Source organism: Streptomyces sp. NPDC002574 (assembly GCF_042889545.1).
Lineage (GTDB): Bacteria > Actinomycetota > Actinomycetes > Streptomycetales > Streptomycetaceae > Actinacidiphila.
The window spans coordinates 218,032-237,882 of the sequence record NZ_JBIARB010000005.1; the positions used below are offsets into that span (position 1 = coordinate 218,032).

General features: G+C 73.5%; 23 protein-coding genes. 11 read left to right on the top strand and 12 right to left on the bottom strand.

From position 1 onward, the window contains the following. Positions 1-63 precede the first annotated feature (63 nt). Positions 64-1,590 carry a glutamate synthase subunit beta gene (locus tag ACFYXS_RS13525; protein ID WP_389247311.1) on the top strand — a complete coding sequence of 509 codons (1,527 nt, stop codon included), beginning with the start codon at positions 64-66 and terminating at the stop codon, positions 1,588-1,590. Here the strand turns inward: ACFYXS_RS13525 and ACFYXS_RS13530 are convergent. Genes ACFYXS_RS13530 through ACFYXS_RS13545 form a run of 4 tightly spaced genes read right to left on the bottom strand, consistent with a single transcriptional unit; the run spans position 1,559 to position 5,618 of the window. After that, positions 1,559-2,593: a Gfo/Idh/MocA family protein gene (locus tag ACFYXS_RS13530; protein WP_389247313.1), complete on the bottom strand. Its 1,035-nt coding sequence runs from the start codon at positions 2,591-2,593 to the stop codon at positions 1,559-1,561. The two genes, ACFYXS_RS13525 and ACFYXS_RS13530, sit on opposite strands and share 32 nt — an antisense overlap. Then, on the bottom strand, positions 2,590-3,594 hold the full coding sequence (locus ACFYXS_RS13535; RefSeq protein ID WP_389247315.1) for a Gfo/Idh/MocA family oxidoreductase: 1,005 nt from the start codon (positions 3,592-3,594) through the stop codon (positions 2,590-2,592). Before ACFYXS_RS13535 ends, ACFYXS_RS13530 begins: the two co-directional genes overlap by 4 nt. Positions 3,595-3,640: 46 nt before the next feature. Further along, complete coding sequence (locus ACFYXS_RS13540) at positions 3,641-4,417, bottom strand: SDR family oxidoreductase (protein WP_389247317.1); 777 nt, start codon at positions 4,415-4,417, stop codon at positions 3,641-3,643. Between the two features lie 10 nt (positions 4,418-4,427). Then, entirely contained in the window at positions 4,428-5,618 is a 1,191-nt protein-coding gene (locus ACFYXS_RS13545; RefSeq protein ID WP_389247319.1) for a phytanoyl-CoA dioxygenase family protein, read from the bottom strand. 100 nt (positions 5,619-5,718) lie between these two features. Here ACFYXS_RS13545 and ACFYXS_RS13550 point away from each other — a divergent pair, with 100 nt between their 5' ends. Continuing rightward, positions 5,719-6,759 (top strand): LacI family DNA-binding transcriptional regulator, encoded by a 1,041-nt coding sequence (locus ACFYXS_RS13550; RefSeq protein ID WP_389247322.1) that lies wholly within the window; start codon positions 5,719-5,721, stop codon positions 6,757-6,759. A gap of 69 nt (positions 6,760-6,828) precedes the next feature. Here ACFYXS_RS13550 and ACFYXS_RS13555 read toward each other — a convergent pair whose 3' ends face one another. Further along, a complete protein-coding gene (locus ACFYXS_RS13555) occupies positions 6,829-7,143 on the bottom strand; it encodes a hypothetical protein (protein WP_389247326.1) in 315 nt (104 codons plus the stop codon). 145 nt (positions 7,144-7,288) lie between these two features. Here ACFYXS_RS13555 and ACFYXS_RS13560 point away from each other — a divergent pair, with 145 nt between their 5' ends. Next, positions 7,289-7,861, top strand: coding sequence for a helix-turn-helix domain-containing protein (locus tag ACFYXS_RS13560; protein ID WP_389247328.1), 573 nt, complete (start codon positions 7,289-7,291; stop codon positions 7,859-7,861). 14 nt (positions 7,862-7,875) lie between these two features. Then, the gene (locus tag ACFYXS_RS13565; protein WP_389247330.1) at positions 7,876-8,412 is read left to right on the top strand and encodes a GNAT family N-acetyltransferase; all 537 of its coding nucleotides are present in this window, start codon (positions 7,876-7,878) and stop codon (positions 8,410-8,412) included. A gap of 16 nt (positions 8,413-8,428) precedes the next feature. On the opposite strand, the gene ACFYXS_RS13570 is transcribed toward ACFYXS_RS13565, so the two are convergent. Next, positions 8,429-8,656 (bottom strand): helix-turn-helix domain-containing protein, encoded by a 228-nt coding sequence (locus ACFYXS_RS13570; protein WP_389247334.1) that lies wholly within the window; start codon positions 8,654-8,656, stop codon positions 8,429-8,431. A gap of 126 nt (positions 8,657-8,782) precedes the next feature. On the opposite strand from ACFYXS_RS13570, the gene ACFYXS_RS13575 reads away from it, so the two are divergent. The 3 genes from ACFYXS_RS13575 to ACFYXS_RS13585 are packed head-to-tail and all read left to right on the top strand — an operon-like array spanning position 8,783 to position 11,136. After that, on the top strand, positions 8,783-9,655 hold the full coding sequence (locus ACFYXS_RS13575) for an aldo/keto reductase (protein ID WP_389247336.1): 873 nt from the start codon (positions 8,783-8,785) through the stop codon (positions 9,653-9,655). Positions 9,656-9,683: 28 nt separating this feature from the next. Next, positions 9,684-10,532, top strand: a complete 849-nt coding sequence (locus tag ACFYXS_RS13580) for an oxidoreductase (protein WP_389247339.1) — start codon at positions 9,684-9,686, stop codon at positions 10,530-10,532. Then, positions 10,513-11,136: a TetR/AcrR family transcriptional regulator gene (locus ACFYXS_RS13585; protein WP_389247342.1), complete on the top strand. Its 624-nt coding sequence runs from the start codon at positions 10,513-10,515 to the stop codon at positions 11,134-11,136. Before ACFYXS_RS13580 ends, ACFYXS_RS13585 begins: the two co-directional genes overlap by 20 nt. Before the next feature lie 55 nt (positions 11,137-11,191). Here the strand turns inward: ACFYXS_RS13585 and ACFYXS_RS13590 are convergent, their stop codons facing one another. Genes ACFYXS_RS13590 through ACFYXS_RS13605 form a run of 4 tightly spaced genes read right to left on the bottom strand, consistent with a single transcriptional unit; the run spans position 11,192 to position 14,651 of the window. Continuing rightward, on the bottom strand, positions 11,192-11,632 hold the full coding sequence (locus ACFYXS_RS13590; RefSeq protein ID WP_389247346.1) for a hypothetical protein: 441 nt from the start codon (positions 11,630-11,632) through the stop codon (positions 11,192-11,194). A gap of 30 nt (positions 11,633-11,662) precedes the next feature. Further along, complete coding sequence (opcA, locus tag ACFYXS_RS13595; protein ID WP_389247348.1) at positions 11,663-12,658, bottom strand: glucose-6-phosphate dehydrogenase assembly protein OpcA; 996 nt, start codon at positions 12,656-12,658, stop codon at positions 11,663-11,665. Next, a complete protein-coding gene (gene zwf / locus ACFYXS_RS13600; protein ID WP_389247351.1) occupies positions 12,655-14,190 on the bottom strand; it encodes a glucose-6-phosphate dehydrogenase in 1,536 nt (511 codons plus the stop codon). Before zwf ends, opcA begins: the two co-directional genes overlap by 4 nt. 47 nt (positions 14,191-14,237) lie before the next feature. Next, the gene (locus tag ACFYXS_RS13605) at positions 14,238-14,651 is read right to left on the bottom strand and encodes an ankyrin repeat domain-containing protein (protein ID WP_389247353.1); all 414 of its coding nucleotides are present in this window, start codon (positions 14,649-14,651) and stop codon (positions 14,238-14,240) included. A 367-nt stretch (positions 14,652-15,018) separates the two neighbouring features. Here ACFYXS_RS13605 and ACFYXS_RS13610 point away from each other — a divergent pair, with 367 nt between their 5' ends. After that, complete coding sequence (locus ACFYXS_RS13610) at positions 15,019-15,213, top strand: hypothetical protein (protein WP_018534760.1); 195 nt, start codon at positions 15,019-15,021, stop codon at positions 15,211-15,213. Positions 15,214-15,317: 104 nt separating this feature from the next. Next, positions 15,318-16,907: a hypothetical protein gene (locus ACFYXS_RS13615; protein ID WP_389247356.1), complete on the top strand. Its 1,590-nt coding sequence runs from the start codon at positions 15,318-15,320 to the stop codon at positions 16,905-16,907. A 22-nt stretch (positions 16,908-16,929) separates the two neighbouring features. On the opposite strand, the gene ACFYXS_RS13620 is transcribed toward ACFYXS_RS13615, so the two are convergent. After that, a complete protein-coding gene (locus ACFYXS_RS13620; protein WP_389247359.1) occupies positions 16,930-17,433 on the bottom strand; it encodes a metallophosphoesterase family protein in 504 nt (167 codons plus the stop codon). 110 nt (positions 17,434-17,543) lie between these two features. On the opposite strand from ACFYXS_RS13620, the gene ACFYXS_RS13625 reads away from it, so the two are divergent. Then, entirely contained in the window at positions 17,544-17,993 is a 450-nt protein-coding gene (locus tag ACFYXS_RS13625) for an ATP-binding protein (protein WP_389247362.1), read from the top strand. Between the two features lie 102 nt (positions 17,994-18,095). Beyond that, the gene (locus ACFYXS_RS13630) at positions 18,096-19,112 is read left to right on the top strand and encodes a GlxA family transcriptional regulator (protein WP_389247364.1); all 1,017 of its coding nucleotides are present in this window, start codon (positions 18,096-18,098) and stop codon (positions 19,110-19,112) included. 34 nt (positions 19,113-19,146) lie between these two features. Here the strand turns inward: ACFYXS_RS13630 and ACFYXS_RS13635 are convergent, their stop codons facing one another. After that, positions 19,147-19,785: an HD domain-containing protein gene (locus ACFYXS_RS13635; protein ID WP_389247367.1), complete on the bottom strand. Its 639-nt coding sequence runs from the start codon at positions 19,783-19,785 to the stop codon at positions 19,147-19,149. Positions 19,786-19,851: the final 66 nt, after the last annotated feature.

Below are 19,851 nucleotides of genomic sequence, written 5' to 3' on the forward strand. Positions count from 1 at the left end.
TTCGCCGGGGGACGCGGCCACCGTGCTCTTCATGATCGTCACGCAGGCGCGCCGGAGGCGGCCATGGCGGACCCCAAGGGCTTTCTCACCACCCCTCGCCGTACTCCCGAACGGCGCCCGGTGGACGAGCGGGTGCAGGACTGGCAGGAGGTGTACACGGGCCAGGGCCTGCTGCCGATCGTCTCCGCGCAGGCGGGCCGGTGCATGGACTGCGGCATCCCGTTCTGCCACGCCGCCTGTCCGCTCGGGAACATGATCCCCGACTGGAACGACCTGGTCTTCCGCGAGGACTGGGTGGCGGCGTCCGATCGATTGCACGCCACCAACAACTTCCCCGAGTTCACGGGGCGGCTCTGCCCCGCCCCCTGCGAGAGCGCCTGCGTCCTCACGATCAACGCCGACCCCGTCACGATCAAGAACGTGGAGGTGGCGATCGCCGACCGGGCCTGGGCCGAGGGCCTCGCCGTCCCCCTCCCCCCGGAGCGGCACACCGGCCGCACCGTGGCGGTGGTCGGCTCGGGGCCCGCGGGGCTGGCCGCCGCGCAGCAGCTCACCCGGGCCGGGCACACGGTCACGGTGTACGAGCGGGACGACCGGCTGGGCGGCCTGCTCCGGTACGGGATACCGGAGTTCAAGATGGAGAAGCACCACCTGGACCGGCGGCTGCGCCAGATGCGGGCCGAGGGCACCCGCTTCCGCACCGGCACCGAGGTCGGCGGGGACCTCGACGCGCACCGGGTGATCGCCGAGCACGACGCGGTGCTGCTCGCGGTGGGCGCCCGCGCCTGGCGGGAACTACCCGTGTCGGGGAGGGAGTTGACCGGAATCCATCAGGCCATGGACTACCTGACGCTGGCCAACCGGGTGTGCGAGGGTGATCTCGCCTCGTCCCCGATCAGCGCGCAGGGCAAGGACGTGGTGATCGTCGGCGGCGGCGACACCGGCGCGGACTGCCTGGGGACCGTGCTGCGTCAGCACGCCGCCTCCGTCGTCCAGCTGGACATCAATCCCCTGCCGGGCTGGGACCGCCCCGAGCACGAGCCATGGCCGGTGTACCCCCGGGTCTTCCGGATCTCCCCCGCGCACGAGGAGGCCCGGCTGCTGGGCCGCCGCGAGCACTGGGACACCGCCGAGCACGGCTGCGTCCCGCTGCCCGGCCCGCAGGGCGACATCCGGGTCTTCTCCGCCTCCACGTTCTGCTTCGAGGGGGACGACGACGGGCAGGTCGCCTCCCTGCACCTCGTCGGCGTGGAGCCCGCCGGGCGGCGGCCGCGGGTCGGCACCGAACGGGTCGTCCCGGCCCAACTGGTGCTGCTCGCCCTGGGTTTCTCGGGCCCCGAGCACACCGAGGGCGTCGTCCCGCAGCTCGGCCTGGGACTCGACGCCCGCGGCCGGATCGCCCGCGACGCCGCCTTCGCCACCACGGTGGAGAAGGTCTGGGTCGCGGGCGACGCCGGGCGCGGTCAGTCGCTGATCGTCTGGGCGATCGCCGAGGGCCGCTCCGCGGCGGCGGCCGTGGACCGAGCGCTGCGCGGTGCGACCTGTCTGCCGGCGCCGATCACGCCGACGGACCAGCCGCTGGTGGTGTGACGACGGTGCGCGGGCGCGGCGCGAAGCCCGCCGCGCGGTAGGCGTCGTCGATCAGCCGCATCGACTCCACCGCGTCGTCGGCATCGGTGGGGACCCGCGTGCCGTTGCGCACCAGATCGGCGAAGGCCTCCAGCTGGTACGTGTACGAGGTGCGCCGGCCCAGCTCCTCCACCCGCTCGCCGTCCGGCGTCCGGACGAGCAGCCGGTCGTCGAGGTGCGGAAGGACGAAGTTGACCGCGGTCGCCTCGCCCCGGCTGCCGACGACGCGCAGGCTCAGGTCCTCCGTGTCCGACGCCATGTTGCAGCGCGCCGTGCCGGTGGCGCCGCCGGGGAAGACCAGATCGGCCTCCAGCCACTCGTCCACGCCGGGCATGCCGGCGTGCTCGCCGCCGCGGGCGCCCGCCACCCGCGGCGCGCCGCCGCCCCACGGGGCGAGGGCGCGGTGTGCGTGCAGGGCGTAGCAGCCGAGGTCCATCATCGCTCCGCCGGCCAGCTCCAGCGACCAGCGGGGGTCGGAGTCCGGCGGCGCGGGGATGTTCACCGTGGCCTCGACCTGCCGCAGCTCGCCGAGCTCACCGCTCTCCAGCAGCTCGTGCAGGCGGCGGACGACCGGGTGGTAGAGGTTGTGGAACGCCTCCATGAAGGCGACGCCCGCCTTGGCGACGGCGTCCCGGACCTCGATGGCCTCCTCCAGATTGCTGGCGGAGGGCTTCTCGGTCAGGACGTGCTTGCCCGCCGCGATGGCGGCCAGGTTCCACGGCCCGTGCAGGCCGTTGGCGAGCGGGTTGTAGACCGCCTCGATCTCCGGGTCGGCGAGCAGGTCGGCGTAGGAGTCGTGGACGCGCTCGACGCCGTGGGCGGCGGCGTACTCCTCGGCGCGGCCGCGGTCGCGGGCGGCGACGGCGACCAGGCGGTGGCCGGTGATGCGGGCGGGGTCGACGATGGCGCGCCCGGCGATGCGGGCGGCGCCGAGCACTCCGATGCGCAGGGGTTCGGTGCTCATGCGGTACGTACCTCTTCCATCCGTACGGGTCGGCGGTCGCGCAGTGACAGCGTGCAGGCTTCGGCGATCCAGCCCGCCTCGACCGCGTCCGCGACGCTACACGGCGACGGCCGGAGCCCTGCCACCACCTCGGTGAAAGCGGCGAGCTCGGCCTGGTAGGCGGCGCGGAAGCGGTCCATGAAGAAGTGGTGCGGCGGTCCGGCGGGGAAGCGGGCGCCCGGTTCGACGGAGCGCAGCGGCAGCCCGTCCTCCAGGCCCACCGCGATGCTGTCCTTGGTGCCGTGCAGCTCCATCCGGACGTCGTAACCGCGCGGGTTGTGGCGGCTGTTGGAGATCAGGACGAGCGTGCCGTCGTCGAGCGTGAGTACGGCCGCCGCGGTGTCGGCGTCGCCGGCGGCGGCGATGTGGTCGGCGCCGCGGTTGCCGCCCGCCGCGTACACCTCGGTGACCTCACGGCCGGTCACCCAGCGCACGATGTCGAAGTCGTGGACCGAGCAGTCGCGGAAGATGCCACCGGAGACGGCCACGTAGGCGGCGGGCGGCGGCTCGGGGTCGAGGGTGGTGGAGCGGACGGTGTGCAGGAGGCCGAGCTCACCGGCGGCGACGGCCTCCCGGGCGGCGGCGAAGCCCGCGTCGAAGCGCCGGTTGTAGCCGATCTGCACGGGGACGCCGCTGTCCCGGACGGCGCGCAGCACCTCGACGCTCTCCTCGATCGTCCGGGCGACCGGCTTCTCGCAGAAGACGGGCACCCCCGCCTCGACCGCGGCGAGGATGAGCCGGGGGTGGGCGTCCGTCGCGGCGGCGACGACGATTCCGTCGACGCCCGAGGCGAGCACGTCCTCCGGCGAGGCGGCCACCTCGGCGCCGTACCGGTCGGCGGCGGCCTCGGCCGCGGCGGCGACCGGGTCGGTGACGACGAGGGACTCCACGACGGGCAGCGCGGCCAGGGTCTCCGCGTGGAGGGCCCCGATCCGGCCGAGGCCCATCAGGCCGATGCGCATGGGTGGTTGCTCCTTGGGTTGCGGGTGGGGGCGGGGGCAGCGCGGGTCAGTCCAGGCCGCCGAGGACGTTCTGGTCCCAGTCCAGGACCGAGCCGGTGACCACGCCGCTGCGGTCGGACAGCAGCAGCACGACGAAGTCGGCGATCTCGTCGGCCTGTCCGAGCCTGCCCATCGGGAGCCGGCGGCCGGCCTCCTCGCGCCAGTCGTCGCCCGCGCCGTGGAAGGCGCGCTGGGTGGCGTCCTCGCCCTCGGTGTCGGTCCAGCCGATGTTGAGCCCGTTGATCCGGACGCGGTCCCAGCGGTGGGCGTGCGCCGCGTTGCGGGTGAGACCGGCCAGGCCCGCCTTGGCCGCCGCATAGGGGGCGAGGAAGGGCTGCCCGCCGTGGGCGGAGGAGGAGATCACGTTGACGATCGTGCCGGGCGCCGAGCGGGCGACCATGTCGGCGACGGCGGCCTGCATCGCGAAGAACGGTCCGCGCAGGTTGACCGCGACATGCGCGTCGAAGAGCTCCGGCGTGGTGTCGAGCAGGGTGCCGCGCGAGGTCAGCCCCGCGGCGTTGACCAGGCAGTCGATCCGGCCGTGGGCGCCCACGACGGCCTCCACGGCGCCGCGCGCCTGGCCGGGGTCGGCCAGGTCGCAGCGCAGGTACGCGGCCTTGGCACCGGCGGCGGCCAGTTCGGCCGCCAGTGCCTCCCCCGGTCCGGGGCGGCGTCCGGTGACGGTGACGACGGCGCCCTCGCGGGCGGCGGCCCGGGCGACGGCGGCGCCGATGCCCTGGCTGCCCCCGTTGATCAGGACGATCCTGTCCTGCAGCAGTCCCATGCGGTCCCCCCTATCGGCTCGTACGGCGTTCGGCGGCCGCCCGCAGTGCGGCGCGCAGGGTGTCCGGGCTCCAGTCCTCGCCGAGCGCGCGGCGCACCGTGTCGGCCTGCGAGGGCGGGGCCAGGCCGTCCACCGGCGGATCCCGGTCGAGATTCGTGGGGAAGGGGTAGCCCTCGGCGCACGCCGCGATCACCGTGTCGAGCGCGGCGGCGGGAGCGCCCGCGGCCTTCATCCGCAGCAGCTCCGGGTACACGGCGTTCGTCATGGCCTCGCGGTCGACGCTCTCCATGGCCCGCCCGAAGGCGGAGGAGATCTGGAGCAGGTTGGCCATCCGCCGGATGTCCGCGGAGCGGTTGTGGCCGGCGGCGTGGAACAGCGCGGGGTTGAAGAAGACCGCGTCGCCCTTGGCCAGGGGCAGTTGGACGTGCCGCTCCTCGAAGTACGCCCGGAACTCCGGCAGCCGCCAGGCCAGGTAGCCGGGCTCGTACTTCTGGGAGTGCGGCAGGTAGAGGGTGGGCCCGCTCTCGACGGGCATGTCGCAGTGCGCGACGGCGCCCTGGAGGGTCAGGACGGGCGACAGTCGGTGAACGTGCGCGGGGAACCGGGCGGCGACCTCGCCGGACAGGAAACCGAGGTGGTAGTCGCGGTGCACGGTCTGCGCGGCGCCGCCGGGGTTCACCACGTTGATCTGCGAGGTGATCTGGTGGTCCGGGCCGAGCCAGGCGGTGGCGGCCAGGGCGACGGCCTCGTTGGCGTAGTACGCGGCGAAGACCGCGGGGGCGGCCACGGCCAGCTTCTCCATGGCGTTCCAGACCCGGTCGTTGGCGCCGGGCGGGGCGAAGTGGTCGCCGGCGCCGGTGCCCGCGGCGCGCTGCTCGCGGATGAGGCCCTCGAAGGCCTCGGTGGCCCGGTCGAGGACGTCCGCGTCCGGGAAGGCCCCGCGGAGCACGACGATCCCGGGGCCGTCCATCAGGGCCCGCGCCAGCTCGGCCTGGGCCTCGCGGCGGCCGTCCGGCGTGGCCGCCAGGGCGAGCAGCCGCACGCTGTCGTACAGCGGGACGCCGTGCTCGACGGCCTCGGCGTGCGGGTGGTCGCGCGGATCGGTGGCCTGCTCGGTCAGCGCGCGCAGGGCGTCGAGGTCGCAGTCGTCCTCGGACAGCCACCTGCGCGGTCCCGCGGCGGTGAGGGACGTGAAGGACATCGGGGGTCCTTTCGACGGGCGGGGATTTCCTGTCAGTCTAGGAACGGCAGTCCGTCAATCAACCGCAGCAACCCATCAAAAACCCCTCAGGAACCAACCCATGGGCCACCCCTTCCCGATCCGCGAGATCGCCCGTCAGGCGGGTCTCAGCGAGGCCACCGTCGACCGCGTCCTCAACGGCCGCGGCGGGGTGCGCGAGAGCACGGCGCGCGAGGTCCACCAGGCCGTCGCCGACCTGCGGCGGCAGCACGCGCAGATTCGCCTGGGCGGCCGCACTTTCATGATCGACATCGTGATGCAGGCCCCGGAGCGCTTCTCCACGGCGGTGCGCGGCGCACTCGAGGCCGAACTGCCGTCCCTGCGGCCCGCGGTGATGCGCTCGCGGTTCCACTTCCGGGAGTCGGGGCCGGTCGCGGCACTGGTCGCCGTCCTGGACCGGATCGCCGGGCGCGGCTCGCAGGGCGTGCTGCTCAAGGCGCCGGACGTACCCGAGGTGACGGCCGCCGTCGGCCGGCTCGTGGCGGCCGGCATCCCGGTGGTGACGCTGGTGACGGACCTCCCGGCGAGCGGGCGGCTGGCGTACGTCGGCATCGACAACCGGGCGGCGGGCGCCACCGCCGCCTACCTGATCGGGCAGTGGCTGGGCGACCGGCCCGGCAATGTGCTGGTGACCATCAGCCGCGGCTTCTTCCGGGGCGAGGAGGAGCGCGAGATGGGGTTCCGCGCGACGCTGCGGTCCCTGCGGCCGCAGCGCGCGCTGGTGGAGATCACCGACAGCGACGGACTGGACGACACGCTGCGGGAACTGGTGCTCGGCGCACTGCGCCGCGACCCGGAGATCCGCGCGGTCTACTCGATCGGCGGCGGCAACGTCGCCACGGTGGAGGCCTTCGACGCCCTCGGCCGGGACTGCCGGGTGTTCGTCGCGCACGACCTCGACCACGACAACACACGGCTGCTGCGCGAGGGCCGCCTGTCGGCGGTGCTCCACCACGACCTGCGCCAGGACATGCGGCACGCCTGCCAGATCGTCATGCAGGCGCACCGCGCGCTGCCGGGCGCCGCGCACGCGTGGCCCTCGCCCATCCAGGTCATCACCCCGTACAACACCCCCATGGGCTTCCCCCGCCCGGAGCACTGACCGGCGGGTGGCGGGCCGACGGCGGCGGACGGCAGAGACGGCGGTGGACGGCCGTGGACGGCCCGCGCATCAGGCGCCCGGGGCGATGAACACCCTGGTGCGGAGCATGGGGGTGCCCTCGTCGGGGGTGCGCGTGTACGTCGTGTGCACCGAGACGACCCGCACGTCGCGGTCGTGCACGGCGATGTCCTGACCGGCCATCGGGATCGGGATCACCCCGCTGCAGCCCATGACGGCCAGCACCGCGTGACCCGCGCCGTCCGGCTGCTGCCAGGTGAACTCCATCGTGTGCCGCACGGGGGTGTCGTGGTAGATGCTCGCCCCGCGGGACAGCTCCTTCTCGCGGTCACTGATGTGCCGCATCGCGGCAGGCATCTGATCCATGGCGTCCGTCCTCTCGTCCCGCGGTCCACCGGCCACTGTCGGCGATTGTCGCCGACCGTGCGGGGGCGCGCCTGCCGAGCGATCCGGCAGCCTGCTCCGCACGCCCATCTGCTGCCCGTCCCGCATCCGGGATAGATTCCCGCATATGAGAGACATGGATCCCGACTCCGTCGACGCCCGGCTCGCCGCCCGCCTCGCCGGACTGCGGGCGGAACGGGGCTGGTCGCTGGAGGAGCTCGCCGCGCGCACCGGCATCAGCCGTTCGACGCTCTCCCGGCTCGAACGCGGCGAGATCAGCCCCACCGCCGCACTCCTCGGCCGGCTCGGCGCGGCGTACGAACGCACGATGTCCCGGCTGCTGGCCGAGGTCGAGAGCGAGCCCGCGCAACTGGTGCGCGCCGCGGAGCAGCAGGTGTGGACCGACGGCCCCACCGGGTTCGTGCGCCGCTCCGTGTCGCCGCCGCACCCCGGACTGCGCGCCGAGGTGGTCGAGGGGGTACTGCGGCCCGGCGCCGACATCGCGTACGAGCACCCGCCGGTGGCCGGCCTGGAGCACCACGTGTGGGTGCGCGAGGGCGCCCTGGAGGTCACCGTGCAGGACCGCGCCCATGAACTCGGTCCCGGCGACTGCCTCCGCTTCCGTCTGTGGGGCGCCTCGCGCTACCGCTGCACGGGTCCGGAGTCCGCCCGCTACGCCGTCGTCGTCGTACTCCCGTGAAGGGGACCACCGCCATGGACGCGATATCCCCGCTCTCCGCGGCGCAGTTGCTGGACGCCGCGCCCGGCCTGGCGGCGCTGCTGGCGGACGCCGTGGCCGGCGGCGCCTCGCTCGGCTTCCTCGCGCCCTTCGGCCAGGACGAGGCGCTGGAGTGGTGGCGGGGCAGGGCCACGGCCGTCGCGGACGGCCGGCTGGCGGTGTGGGCGGCCCGGGACGCGGAGGGGGTGACCGGGACGGTGAGTCTCGCCCGGGAGGAGAAGGCGAACGGCCGGCACCGCGCGGAGGTCGTGAAGCTCATGGTGCATCGCAGGGCCCGCGGGCGGGGTCTCGGCCGCAGGCTGCTCGAAGCCGTCGAACGGGCGGCGGCCGACGGCGGCGCGACCCTGCTCCTGCTCGACACGGAGACCGGCAGCCCGGCCGAGCACCTGTACCGCTCGGCGGGCTGGACGCCCTACGGCGTCGTGCCGGGCCACGCGACCGACCCCGCGGGGGTGCCGCGCCCGACCACCTTCTTCTTCAAGTCCCCGGGCGCCGCCGCCCGCGGGGCCTGAGGGGGGCGGGGCGGCCTCAGGAGGCGGGGACGGCCAGCATCTTCTGGACGGCCTGGCGGCTCACCCCGAGGGCACGGGCGATGTCGGACTGGGAGACGCCCTGATCGATGAGCCCTTGCATCAGCTCGCACCGTTCGGCGGCGAAGCGGTTGGCGAGGCGGGCGTGGTGGACGGCCTGCGCCCGCACCTCCCTGATGCGGTCGAAGGCGGGCTCGTACGCGGAAAGGTCCTTGGTGTCGGCCATACCGCCATGATGACAACCCCCCGTTGTCAACGTCAACCCCCCGTTGTCAGACATGCGTCGGGGATGCGTCGCGGAACAACGGGCACGGATCCATACTGTACGTATAGTTCGCACAGGAGGTTCCTCATGACATCGATCAGCGCGGACACCAGCGCCCGCGATTCCGGCACCTTCGCCATCGGCGGCGACCTGCCGGTGCACCGCCTGGGGTACGGCACCATGCAGCTCACCGGCGAAGGGGTCTGGGGCGACCCCCGGGACCCGGACGAGGCCGTGCGCGTCCTGCGGCGCGCGGTGGAGCTCGGGGTCACGTTCATCGACACCGCGGACGCCTACGGGCCGTTCACCGCCGACCTGCTGCTGCGCAAGGCGCTGCACCCGTACCCCGAGGACCTGGTGATCGCCACGAAGGTCGGGTTCGTGCGGACCGGTCCGGGCGCGTGGGTCCCGGTCGGCCGGCCCGCGTACCTGCGCCAGCAGGTGGAGCTCAGCCTGCGCCACCTCGCCGTGGAGCGCATCGACCTGCTCCAGCTGCACCGCATCGACCCCGAGGTGCCCGTCGCCGACCAGGTCGGCGAGCTCGCCGCGCTCCGGCAGGAGGGCAAGATCCGGCACATCGGGCTCAGTGAGGTGAGCACCGGCGACATGGACGAGGCCGCGCGGACGGCGCGGATCGTGTCCGTGCAGAACCGCTTCAACCTGGCCGACCGCGCCGCCGAGGACGTGCTCGCTTACGCCGAGCGGCACGACATGGCCTTCATCCCGTGGTTCCCGCTCGCCACCGGCGAACTCGCCAAGCCGGGCGGCCCCCTGGAGCGGATCGCCGCAGCCCAGGGCGCCTCCCCCTCCCAGCTGGCGCTCGCGTGGCTGCTGAAGCGCTCGCCCAACATGCTGCCGATCCCCGGCACGTCCAGCGTGGGCCACCTGGAGGACAACATCGCGGCGGCCGGACTCACGCTGTCCGACGCGCAGTTCGACGCACTGACCGCGGCCGTCTGACGCCCGCGGCCGGAAAGGGCGGTCCACCATGAGCAGTTGGTTCATCACCGGAGCCTCCCGTGGCCTCGGCGCGGAGATCACCCGCGCCGCCCTGGAGTCGGGACACGTCGTCGCGGCCACCGCACGCGATCCACGGGCGGTGGCGGCGCTCTTCCCCGACGCGGGCGACGCGCTCCTCGCGCTGCCGCTCGACGTCACCGACGAGGACCAGGCGCGAGCCGCTGTCGAGGCGGCGGCCACCCGCTTCGGCGGCATCGACGTCCTGGTCAACAACGCGGGCCGGGGCGTGCTCGGCGCGGTCGAGGAGGTCTCGGACACGGCGGCCAAGTCGGTCTACGAGACCAATGTGTTCGGCACCCTCAATGTGCTGCGCGCGGCCCTGCCCGGGATGCGCGCCCGCCGCTCGGGCCACATCTTCAACATCAGTTCCGTCGGCGGCTTCACCGGCTCGCCCGGCTGGGGCGTCTACGCCTCCACGAAGTTCGCCGTGGAGGGCCTGTCCGAGGCGCTCGCCGGCGAGGTGGGACCGCTGGGCATCCAGGTGACCATCGTGGAACCGGGCCGCTTCCGGACGGACTTCCTCGACAGCTCCAGCCTGCACACCGAGGCGAACCTGATCGAGGACTACGCGCCCACGGCCGGCGGCACACGCGACACGGCCCCGGAGCACAACCACGCCCAGCCCGGCGACCCCGTCAAGGCCGCCCGCGTCATCGTCGGCCTGGGGGGCAGCGACAAGGCGCCGCTGCGCCTGCAGTTGGGGCCGGACAGCGTCGAACGGATCGAGGCCAAGCTGCGCTCGGTGGCGGACGAGCTGGAACGGTGGCGCTCGGTGGCCACCAGTACGGACTACGACGATGTCGCTGCCACCGGCTGAACCGCACCCCCACCCCGCCGTCCCCGCCCCCTCGGTGCACCCGCGCAGCGTCCGGGCGCGCGAGGCGGTCCTGACCGCGGCCGCCGACCTGCTCGCCGAGGGCGGGCTGGCGGCGGCCACGGTCGACGCGGTCAGCGCCCGGTCGGGCGTCAGCAAGATGACCATCTACAAGCACTGGCCCTCGCGCACCGCCGTCGCCGCCGAGGCCTTCGGCCGGCGGATGGCGGACGCGATCCCGCTGCCCGACAGCGGGGACGCGGTGACCGATCTGCGCGAACAGGTGCGCCGCGTCAGCGGGTTCTTCGCCGGCGACAGCGGCAGGGTCTTCCGCCAACTGCTGGCGGCCTGCGCCACCGACGCGGGCGGGGCACCCTATTTCCGCGCCTACTTCCTGCAGGGCCGCCGCGAGGCCGTCGCCGAGTTGTGGGACCGCCTCGTCGCCGAGGGCAGGGCCAGGCCCGGGGTCACCGCGGGCACGGCGACCGACCTGCTCTTCGGGCCGCTCGTCTTCCGCCTGATGACCGGTCACGCCCCGCTCGACGAGGAACAGGCCGAGGCCGTCGCCCTGGCCGCGCTGCACGGACTGCTGGCCGACGGCGCCTGAGACGGGCGTACCGGCGGCCCCACCGGCAGGCGTACAGGCGCGCGCCGGGGGCGTGTCAGCGCGCGGTCAGCGCCCTGTCAGCGGGGAAGGGCAGCCTTGCGGTCATGGACACCATGACCGGGAACCGGATCCGCCGCGGCCGACGCCCGAAGTCCGACCCCGCCGCCCCCGCCCCCGACGCCGTCCCCGTTTCCGGCACCGGTTCCGGCTCCGCACCGGGCACGACGGGTGCCTTCGCCCGCTTCACGCTGTGCGGCGGGGGTGTGGGGCTGGCGTCCTCGTGGGCGCTGGTTTTGCTGTCCGGGCCGGTGAACTTCGCGGTGGCCAACGCGCTGGTGACGGTGGTCTCGACCGTGCTGGCCACGGAACTGCACGCGCGGTTCACCTTCAGGAGCGGACGCGCCGGGTGGCGGGCACATACGCAGTCGGCGCTGACGGTCGTGGTGTGCTGGCTGTTCACCACGGCCGTGATGCTGGCGCTCGCTGCGGTGTGCACGGCACCCGGCGTGCTCGTGCGGCAGTCGGTCTACTTGGCGGCCTCCGGTGCCGCCGGGGTCGCGCGCTTCGTGGTGCTGCGGGCGGTGGTCTTCGCGCGGCGCGGCGGCTCGGCGTCCTCGGTGTGGCGCAGGGCCGAGGCGTACATCTCGTCCGGGTCGAGGCGGCGCAGTTCCTCGGCGATGAGCTCGGCCGTGGTGCGCACCTTCAGCGCCAGGTGCCGGCTCGGCTGCCCGGGGATGGACAGGGTGGCCAGCGGGCCCTCGGGGCGGTCGATGTGGATCTCCCCGTCGGCGGTGCGCAGGCGTACGGCCGTGACCACCGGTCCGTCGGTGACGACCCGGTCGACCGGCACCCGCAGGCGGTTCCCGAGCCAGCGCGCGAGGAGTTCGGCGCTGGGGTTGTCCGCCTCGCTCTCCACCGCGGCGGACGTGACCGTGGCGCGGGCCTGGTCGAGCGCGGCGGCCAGCATGGACCTCCAGGGCGTCAGCCGGGTCCAGGACAGGTCGGTGTCGCCGGGCGCGTAGGAGGCCGCGCGGGCGTCGATCACCTGCAACGGCCGCTCCACGGCGTAGGCGTCGGTGATACGGCGCTGCGCCAGCACGCCGAGCGCGTCCTCGGCCGGGTGGTCGGGGGCGTCGACCGGCCACCAGACGACGACGGGCGCGTCGGGCAGCAGCAGCGGCAGCACCACGCTGTGGGCGTGGTCGGCGAGTTCGCCGTGCAGCCGCAGCAGCACGGTCTCGCCGGTGCCGGTCTCGCCGCCGACCCGCACCTCCGCGTCCAGGCGGGCGCCCTTGCGATCACGCGGGGAGCGTCCGGGCCGCTTGATGACGACCAGGATGCGCGAGGGGTGCTCGCGCGAGGCGTCCGAGGCGGACTTGAGGGCGTCGTAGTGGTTGCCCTCGTCGGTGACGATGACGAGGGTCAGCACCATGCCGACGGCCGGGCTGCCCACGCTCCTGCGGGCGCGCACCAGCGCTGAGTTGATCTTCGCCGAGGTGGTGTTGGTGAGGTCGATGTTCATGGCCGGCGCCAGCTCCTGCCGTCTCGTGCGAGCATCTCGTCCGCCGCGACGGGACCCCAGGTCCCGGCGGTGTACTGCTCGGGCTTGCCGTGCTGCTCCCAGTACTGCTCGACGGGGTCGAGGATGCGCCAGGACTCCTCGACCTCCTGCGGGCGGGGGAAGAGGTTCGCGTCGCCGAGCAGCACGTCCAGGATGAGCCGCTCGTACGCCTCCGGGCTGGACTCGGTGAAGGACTCGCCGTAGGCGAAGTCCATCGACACGTCCCGGATCTCCATCGAGGTGCCCGGCACCTTCGAACCGAAGCGCACGGTCACGCCCTCGTCCGGCTGAACCCGGATGACCAGGGCGTTCTGCCCCAGTTCCTGGGTGTCGGTGCGGCTGAAGGGCAGGTGCGGGGCGCGCTGGAAGACCACCGCGATCTCCGTGACCCGCCGCCCGAGCCGCTTGCCGGTGCGCAGATAGAAGGGCACCCCCGCCCAACGGCGGTTGTCGATCTGCAGCTTGATGGCGGCGTAGGTGTCGGTGGTGGACTCGGGGTCGATCCCCTCCTCCTCCAGGTAGCCGAGCGCCTCCTCGCCGCCCTGCCAGCCGTGCGCGTACTGGCCGCGCACCGTGTGCCTGCCCAGGTCGTCCGGGAGCCGGACGGCCTGCAGCACCTTGAGCTTCTCCCGCAGGAGTGCCTTGGCGTCGAACCCGGCGGGCTCCTCCATCGTGGTGAGCGCGAGGAGTTGCAGCAGGTGGTTCTGGATGACGTCGCGGGCGGCGCCGATGCCGTCGTAGTACCCGGCCCGGCCTCCGATGCCGATGTCCTCGGCCATCGTGATCTGCACGTGGTCGACGAACGACCGGTTCCACAGCGGCTCGAACATCGTGTTGGCGAAGCGCAGCGCCAGGATGTTCTGGACCGTCTCCTTGCCCAGGTAGTGGTCGATCCGGAACACCTGGGAGGGCGGGAAGACCTCGTGCACCACGCGGTTGAGCTCCTGGGCGCTGGCCAGGTCGTGCCCGAACGGCTTCTCGATGACCGCCCGGCGCCACGATCCCTCGGGAGGGTCGGCCAGGCCGTGCTTCTTCAGCTGCTGTACGACCTGCGGGAAGAACTTCGGCGGTACGGAGAGGTAGAAGGCGAAGTTGCCGCTCGTCCCCCTGGCCCTGTCCAGGTCCTCCACGGTGACACGGAGCTTCTCGAACGCCTCGTCGTCGCCGAAGTCGCCGGGCACGAAGCGCATGCCGGCCGCGAGCTCCTGCCACACCTCGTCGCGGAAGGGGGTGCGCGCGTGCTCCTTGACGGCGTCGTGCACGACTTGGGCGAAGTCCTCGTGGGCCCAGTCGCGGCGGGCGAAGCCGAGGAGCGAGAAGCCCGGCGGCAGCAGCCCGCGGTTGGCGAGGTCGTAGACGGCGGGCATCAGTTTCTTGCGGGACAGGTCACCGGTCACACCGAAGATCACCAGGCCGGAGGGGCCCGCGATGCGGGGCAGCCGTCGGTCGGATGGATCGCGCAGCGGATTGATCCAGCTGTCGGTTTCCGTCATGGGTCCACTTCTCTTCGCGGTACGTCGGGTCGTCGCGGCGCGCGGCATCACGCGGCGCCGAAGAGTTCGAGCAGCTCGGTCTTGCCGAACATGCGGGCGGTGTCGATGGCGGACGGGGTGCCGGCGGCCGGGTCGGCCCCGGCGTCGAGCAGGGCCTGGACCACCTCGTCCTCACCCTTGAACACGGCACCGGCCAGGGGGGTCTGGCCGCGGTCGTTGGGACGGTCGGGGTCGGCGCCGCGCCGCAGCAGGGCGGTGACAGTGGCGGCGTGGCCGTGGTAGGCGGCGAGCATCACCAGCGTGTCGCCCCGGTCGTTGGTGAGGTTGGCGGGCACACCGGCGTCGACGTAGGCCACCAGGGTCTCGGTTCCGCCCTGGCGGGCGAGGTCGAAGACCTTGGCCGCGAGCTGCAGCACCTCGGGGTCGTGCGCCGGTTCGGCCTGCGGGGTCGGCTCGCTCATCGTTCCTCACTCGAATGGACGGGGGCTGCGCGGGATCCGTGTGATCCACCTTATGCAGCGTCAACCACCTTCACACCCGCCGCATGCCCGGTTCCCGCACGACCCGCGGGCGGGGACGGTACGAGAAGCCATGGCCGGACCCCGGCGGCGGCGATCACTCGTTCGGGGGACTTCACTGCTCCGTCGGCGGGGCCTGCCACATGACACGCCGGGCGACCGGCAAGGATCACGCCGGAGAAACCGCCCTTGAGGGCTGATCAGGGGAATTTTTCCATAAATCACCCATTTGCTGGTTTTCAGATCTTATTACTTTCTGTAATTCTGGAACAACTCATGGTGACAGTCCCCATCACACAGGAGTAGCCCCATGATCCTGTCCATTTCAGGCGTCGTCCTGCTCGGCATCATCGTCTTCCTTTTCTTCCGCAAGGACGGCCTCAAGGCCTCCCACGCACTCGTCTGCGCCCTGTTCGGCTTCTACCTCGCGGGCACCGCCATCGCCCCGAGCATCAAGGCCGGAGGGGCGAGCCTCGCGAGCCTGCTGGGCGGGATCAAGTTCTAGCCGGGCCGTCACCGCACGGTCCACGCACCGGGCCCGGCGCGCCTCCCCGCACCGGGCCCGTCTCCGTTCCCGTTCCCGTCCCGCAACGATCTCTGGAGCTCCTCGTGGTCCGGCGCCCCCTCCCCACTCTGCTGAGCAGCCGCCTCGCGCTCGCCCGCGGGCGCGACATGGCGCGCGGCGTCGCCGACAGCGCCACCGATGTGCTCCACCCGCTGATCGTGATCTCCCGCGGGATGCGCCGCCAGCTCGGCTGGCTGCGCGCCTGGTGGGGCAAGACCCCGCAGGACCGCCGCGGCCCGGCGCTCATGGCCTCGGTCGGGGCGGGCTTCCTGCTCCTGGTGCTCCTGCCGTACGGCGCCTACCTGGCCGTCGCCGCGCTCATGGGCTCCGCGGCGTGGATGGGCCGGGACCGCACCCCTGCGCCGAGCGGTCCCAGCGGCGCGGAGAACGACCGGCTGACCGCGCTGTACGAGTCGCTGGTGCCCTACCTGTCGGACCCGGGCGACCCCAGCCCGCTGTACGCGCACGACGGGAGCTGGGAGAACGTCTTCGGCGACTACGAGTTCGAGGACGGGCGGCTGACCCGGCTGCACCTGAAGTACCCGGCGTACTTCACCGACGGCGAGTCCGTGTCGCGCGCCCGCGTCGAGCACGTCCTGCACGCCAAGGCCGGGCGCGGCCGGGAGTACCGCTTCGACTGGAACGAGGAGGAGAACCACCTCACAATCTGCGCCCTCCCTCCGCTGCCCACCGGCATCGCCGCCCAGCGCTTCGTCACCGCGCCCGGCGAGACCGTGCTCGGCTTCACCGACGCCGAGGCCGTGCAGCGCACGGTGCCCGTCACCGACGGCGAGGAGGTCCGCGACGCGCCGCCCGTGGTGTGGCGCACCGGGCCGCGTTCGACCGAACCGCACCTGCTCGCGCTCGGCCGGCCGGGCACCGGCACCACCACCCTCCTGCGCTCCGTCGCGCTGCAGGCCCTCCCGGACGGCGACCTCGTGGTCATCGACGGCAGCGGGACCGGGGAGTACGCCTGCCTGAACGGACGGCCGGGCGTACTGGCGGTGGAGAGCGGGCTCGCCGGCGCGCTGGCCACCCTCGAGTGGGCCGCGCACGAGACCGAGCGGCGGCTCATCGCCGTCAACCGGGCCCGGCAGGCCGGCCGGGGCGCCCCGGACGACGTGCGGCGGCCCCTGTGGATCCTGGTCGACCGGCCGACCGCGCTGACCCAGCTCGCGCACGCCGAGGGCCGCCCCGACCCCCAGGAACTGCTGGACGTGCCGCTGCGCCACGGGCGCGGGGCCGGGGTCACCGTGGCCGTCGCCGACCAGTTGGACACCGCCGACGCGTTGTCGCAGGTGGTCGTCGCGCACACCCGGGCGCGAGTGCTGCTGGGGGCGGTGACCGCCGACCAGACGCAGGCCGTGCTGGGCGCGCCCCAGGGCACGACGTCCGCCGCGGAGGTCCCCCCGGGACGCGGCTACGCGCGGCTGGGCTCCGGTCCCGTGCTGCGCATGCAGGTGCCCGCCACTCCGGACCCGTACGACGAGGAGACCAGCGACGCCCACCGGCAGGCGGTGCTGTCCCTGCTGCCCCCGGCCGGCGTCGCCTTCGTCAAGGACGCGGCGGCGGTGCCGGACGCCCCCGCCGGCGCCCGGATGCGGCCGGCGGGCGGACCGGCCCTGGAGCACTGACGGCGGCGCGCGGCGTGCGACGTCAGGGTCGCGGCGGCAGCCGGTGCAGGACGACGTGCGTCAGCGCGCCGCCCGTCACCTCCGCCGTCAGGTAGGTGCGGTGCGGCTGCCGCCTGCGGTCGGTCGGCGAACCGGGGTTGAGCAGCCGCATTCCGCCGGGCGCCGTGGAGTCCCAGGGGATGTGGCTGTGGCCGAAGACGAGCACGTCCACATCGGGGAAGCGCTCCTCGCAGCGCCGCTCCCGCCCCTGCGCCGGCCCGGTCTCGTGGACGACGGCGAACCGCAGGCCGCCGAGCTCGGCGTGCGCGACCTCCGGCAGCCGGGCGCGCAGACCGGGGCCGTCGTTGTTCCCGTGGACGCCGATCACGCGCCGGGCGCGCGCCAGGAGCAGGTCGAGGGTCGCCTCGTCCACCCAGTCGCCGGCGTGGAGGACGACGTCCGCGTGCGCGATCAGGCCCACGAGTTCGGACGGCAGCTCCTTGGCACGTTTGGGCACGTGCGTATCGGACATCACAAGTAGACGCACCCGTCCACGCTAACCGCCCGGCTCCGCCGGGGCGCGACACCCGCTCGGCGTGGGCGGCGGTTCCCCGCGGTCATGGGGAGCGCGGATCTCATCGCTGAAGGGCCGGGGTCATGTCCGCAGACATCCTCTCCACACAATCGGCGGAACTGGTGCAGCCGGCCGAACCCGCCTACGTGAGCACCGCCCGGCACTTCACGGCCGAGATGCTGGTGATGTGGGGGCTGGCCACGGAGGACCGGGACTGCGCCGAGCTGATCGTCGACGAACTCGCCGCCAACGCCGCGCGGCACGGCCGGACCGAGATGTCGGTGCGGCTGACCATCTGCGGGCGGGGGCTGGTGATCACCGTGACCGACACCGGTGACAGCAGGTCGCGGGCGCCCGGACCGGTCGACGGCACCCCGGCGGACGAGCACGGACGAGGGCTGGACATCGTGCGACGGCTGGCCGGTTCGACCGCCATCCACGACGACGACCACACCCACCGGGTGGTGACCACACGCTGCCTGGCGCCGCTCCACCGGCCCGTCACCCCCGCCGGGTCCGCCCAGCCGGTGTGACGGCCACCGCGACGGGGTACCGCCCGGCCGTGGGGCGATGATGGTCGTGACCCCGAGGTCCGGCACGGCCGGCCCGGAGCGACCGACGGAGAGGCATTCGGCGTGAACACCGGCACCACGTCCCCCGGCCGGACGGCACCGCACCGCGTCCTGGTCGTGCTCTTCGACGGGGTGCAGCTGATGGACGTCGCCGGGCCGCTGGAGGTGTACACCACGGCCAACGAGTACGGCGCGGGCTACCGCACGTACACGGCCTCCCTCGACGGCAAGCCGGTGACCAGCACGGCCGGGCTGCCGCTGGTGCCCGACATGGCGCTGGACGCGGTGGACTTCGCCGTGGACACGCTCGTCGTGCCCGGGCGGTCCGACTGGTGGGCGGCGGTCTCCGACGCGCCGCTCATCGAGGCCGTCACCCGGCTCGCGGAGCGCTCCCGCACCGTGGCAGCCGTGTGCGCCGGGGCGTTCCCGCTGGCGGCGACCGGGCTGCTGGACGGACGCCGCGCCACGACGCACTGGCGGCTGACCGCAGATCTGGCCGCCCGCTACCCCGGCATCACGGTGGACTCCGACGCCATCTTCGTGCGCGACGGCCGCTTCATCACCTCGGCCGGGATCACCGCCGGCATCGATCTGGCGCTGGCGCTCGTGGAGTCCGACCACGGGGCGGAGGTCGCCCGTGCCACCGCCAAGTACCTGGTGGTCTTCATGGCGCGGCCCGGCGGGCAGTCCCAGTTCAGCGTGCGCCAGACGTCGAGGCACGCCCCGCAGTCGGTGCTGCGCGACGTGCTGGACGAGGTGGCGGCCGACCCGGTGGGCGACCACAGCCTGCCGGCGCTCGCCGGCCGGGCGGGGGTGTCGCCCCGTCACCTGACCCGGCTGTTCCGCAGCGAGACCGGCGGCACCGCCGCGGAGTACGTGGAGCGGGTCCGCGTGGAGGCGGCCCAGGCCCTGCTGGAGGCGGGCGACGAGGCACTGTCCACCGTCGCACGGCGCAGCGGGTTCCGGTCGGAGGAGACGATGCGGCGCGCCTTCCGCCGCAGGCTGGGCGTCAGCCCGGGCGCCTACCGGGAGCGCTTCCGCACCACCCGCCCCAACGGGGCCTTCGCCGACCGGGGTTGAGCGGGGACGGAGTCGTGCGGGGGCACGTCGGCGCTCACTCGGGCCAGGGCGACTCCAGGATGGTGTCCACGAAGTTGCCGCGGACGTAGCCGGGCACGAAGCGCTCCAGGACGTCGGCCTTGACATTGCCGAAAGTGGTGTCCGGGCGGGGCGCGATGCCGTGGGTGAACTCCTTGAGGATGTTGTTCTTGAAGTCCGGCCGCGGGTGGACGGCGACGACCGCCTCCCGTTGCTCCGCCGGGATCTCGTCGTAGCCGATGCCGAGCACGTCCACCTCGACCCCGGAGGTGACCAGGGCGATCTCCGGCGCCATGTGCCAGGGGATCTCCGGCGTGGTGTGCAGGGCGATCCCCTCCCACACCAGGCGGGCGCGGTCCTCGGCGACCCCGTGCTCCAGCAGGAAGCGGCGGGCCTCGTCGGCGCCGTCGATCTCGAAGCGCTGGTCCGTCCGGGCGAACCGCTCGGTCAGCCCGAGGTCGTGGAAGAGCGCGCCGACGTAGAGCAGTTCCGGGTCGTAGTCCCAACCGCGCAGGCGGCCGCGCATCGAGGCCCAGAAGAAGACCCGGCGCGAGTGGTGGAAGACGACCGGCGACGCCGCGTCCCGCACCAGCTCCGTCGCCTCGTGCACCAGCTTGGTCTCGGGTACCTCGACGTCCGCGATGATCTCGGCCATGGCGTGTCTCCAGGAAGTTCGTGGTGTCGCCCCGGCGGGGGCCCGGGGCACCGACAGCTCCAGTCT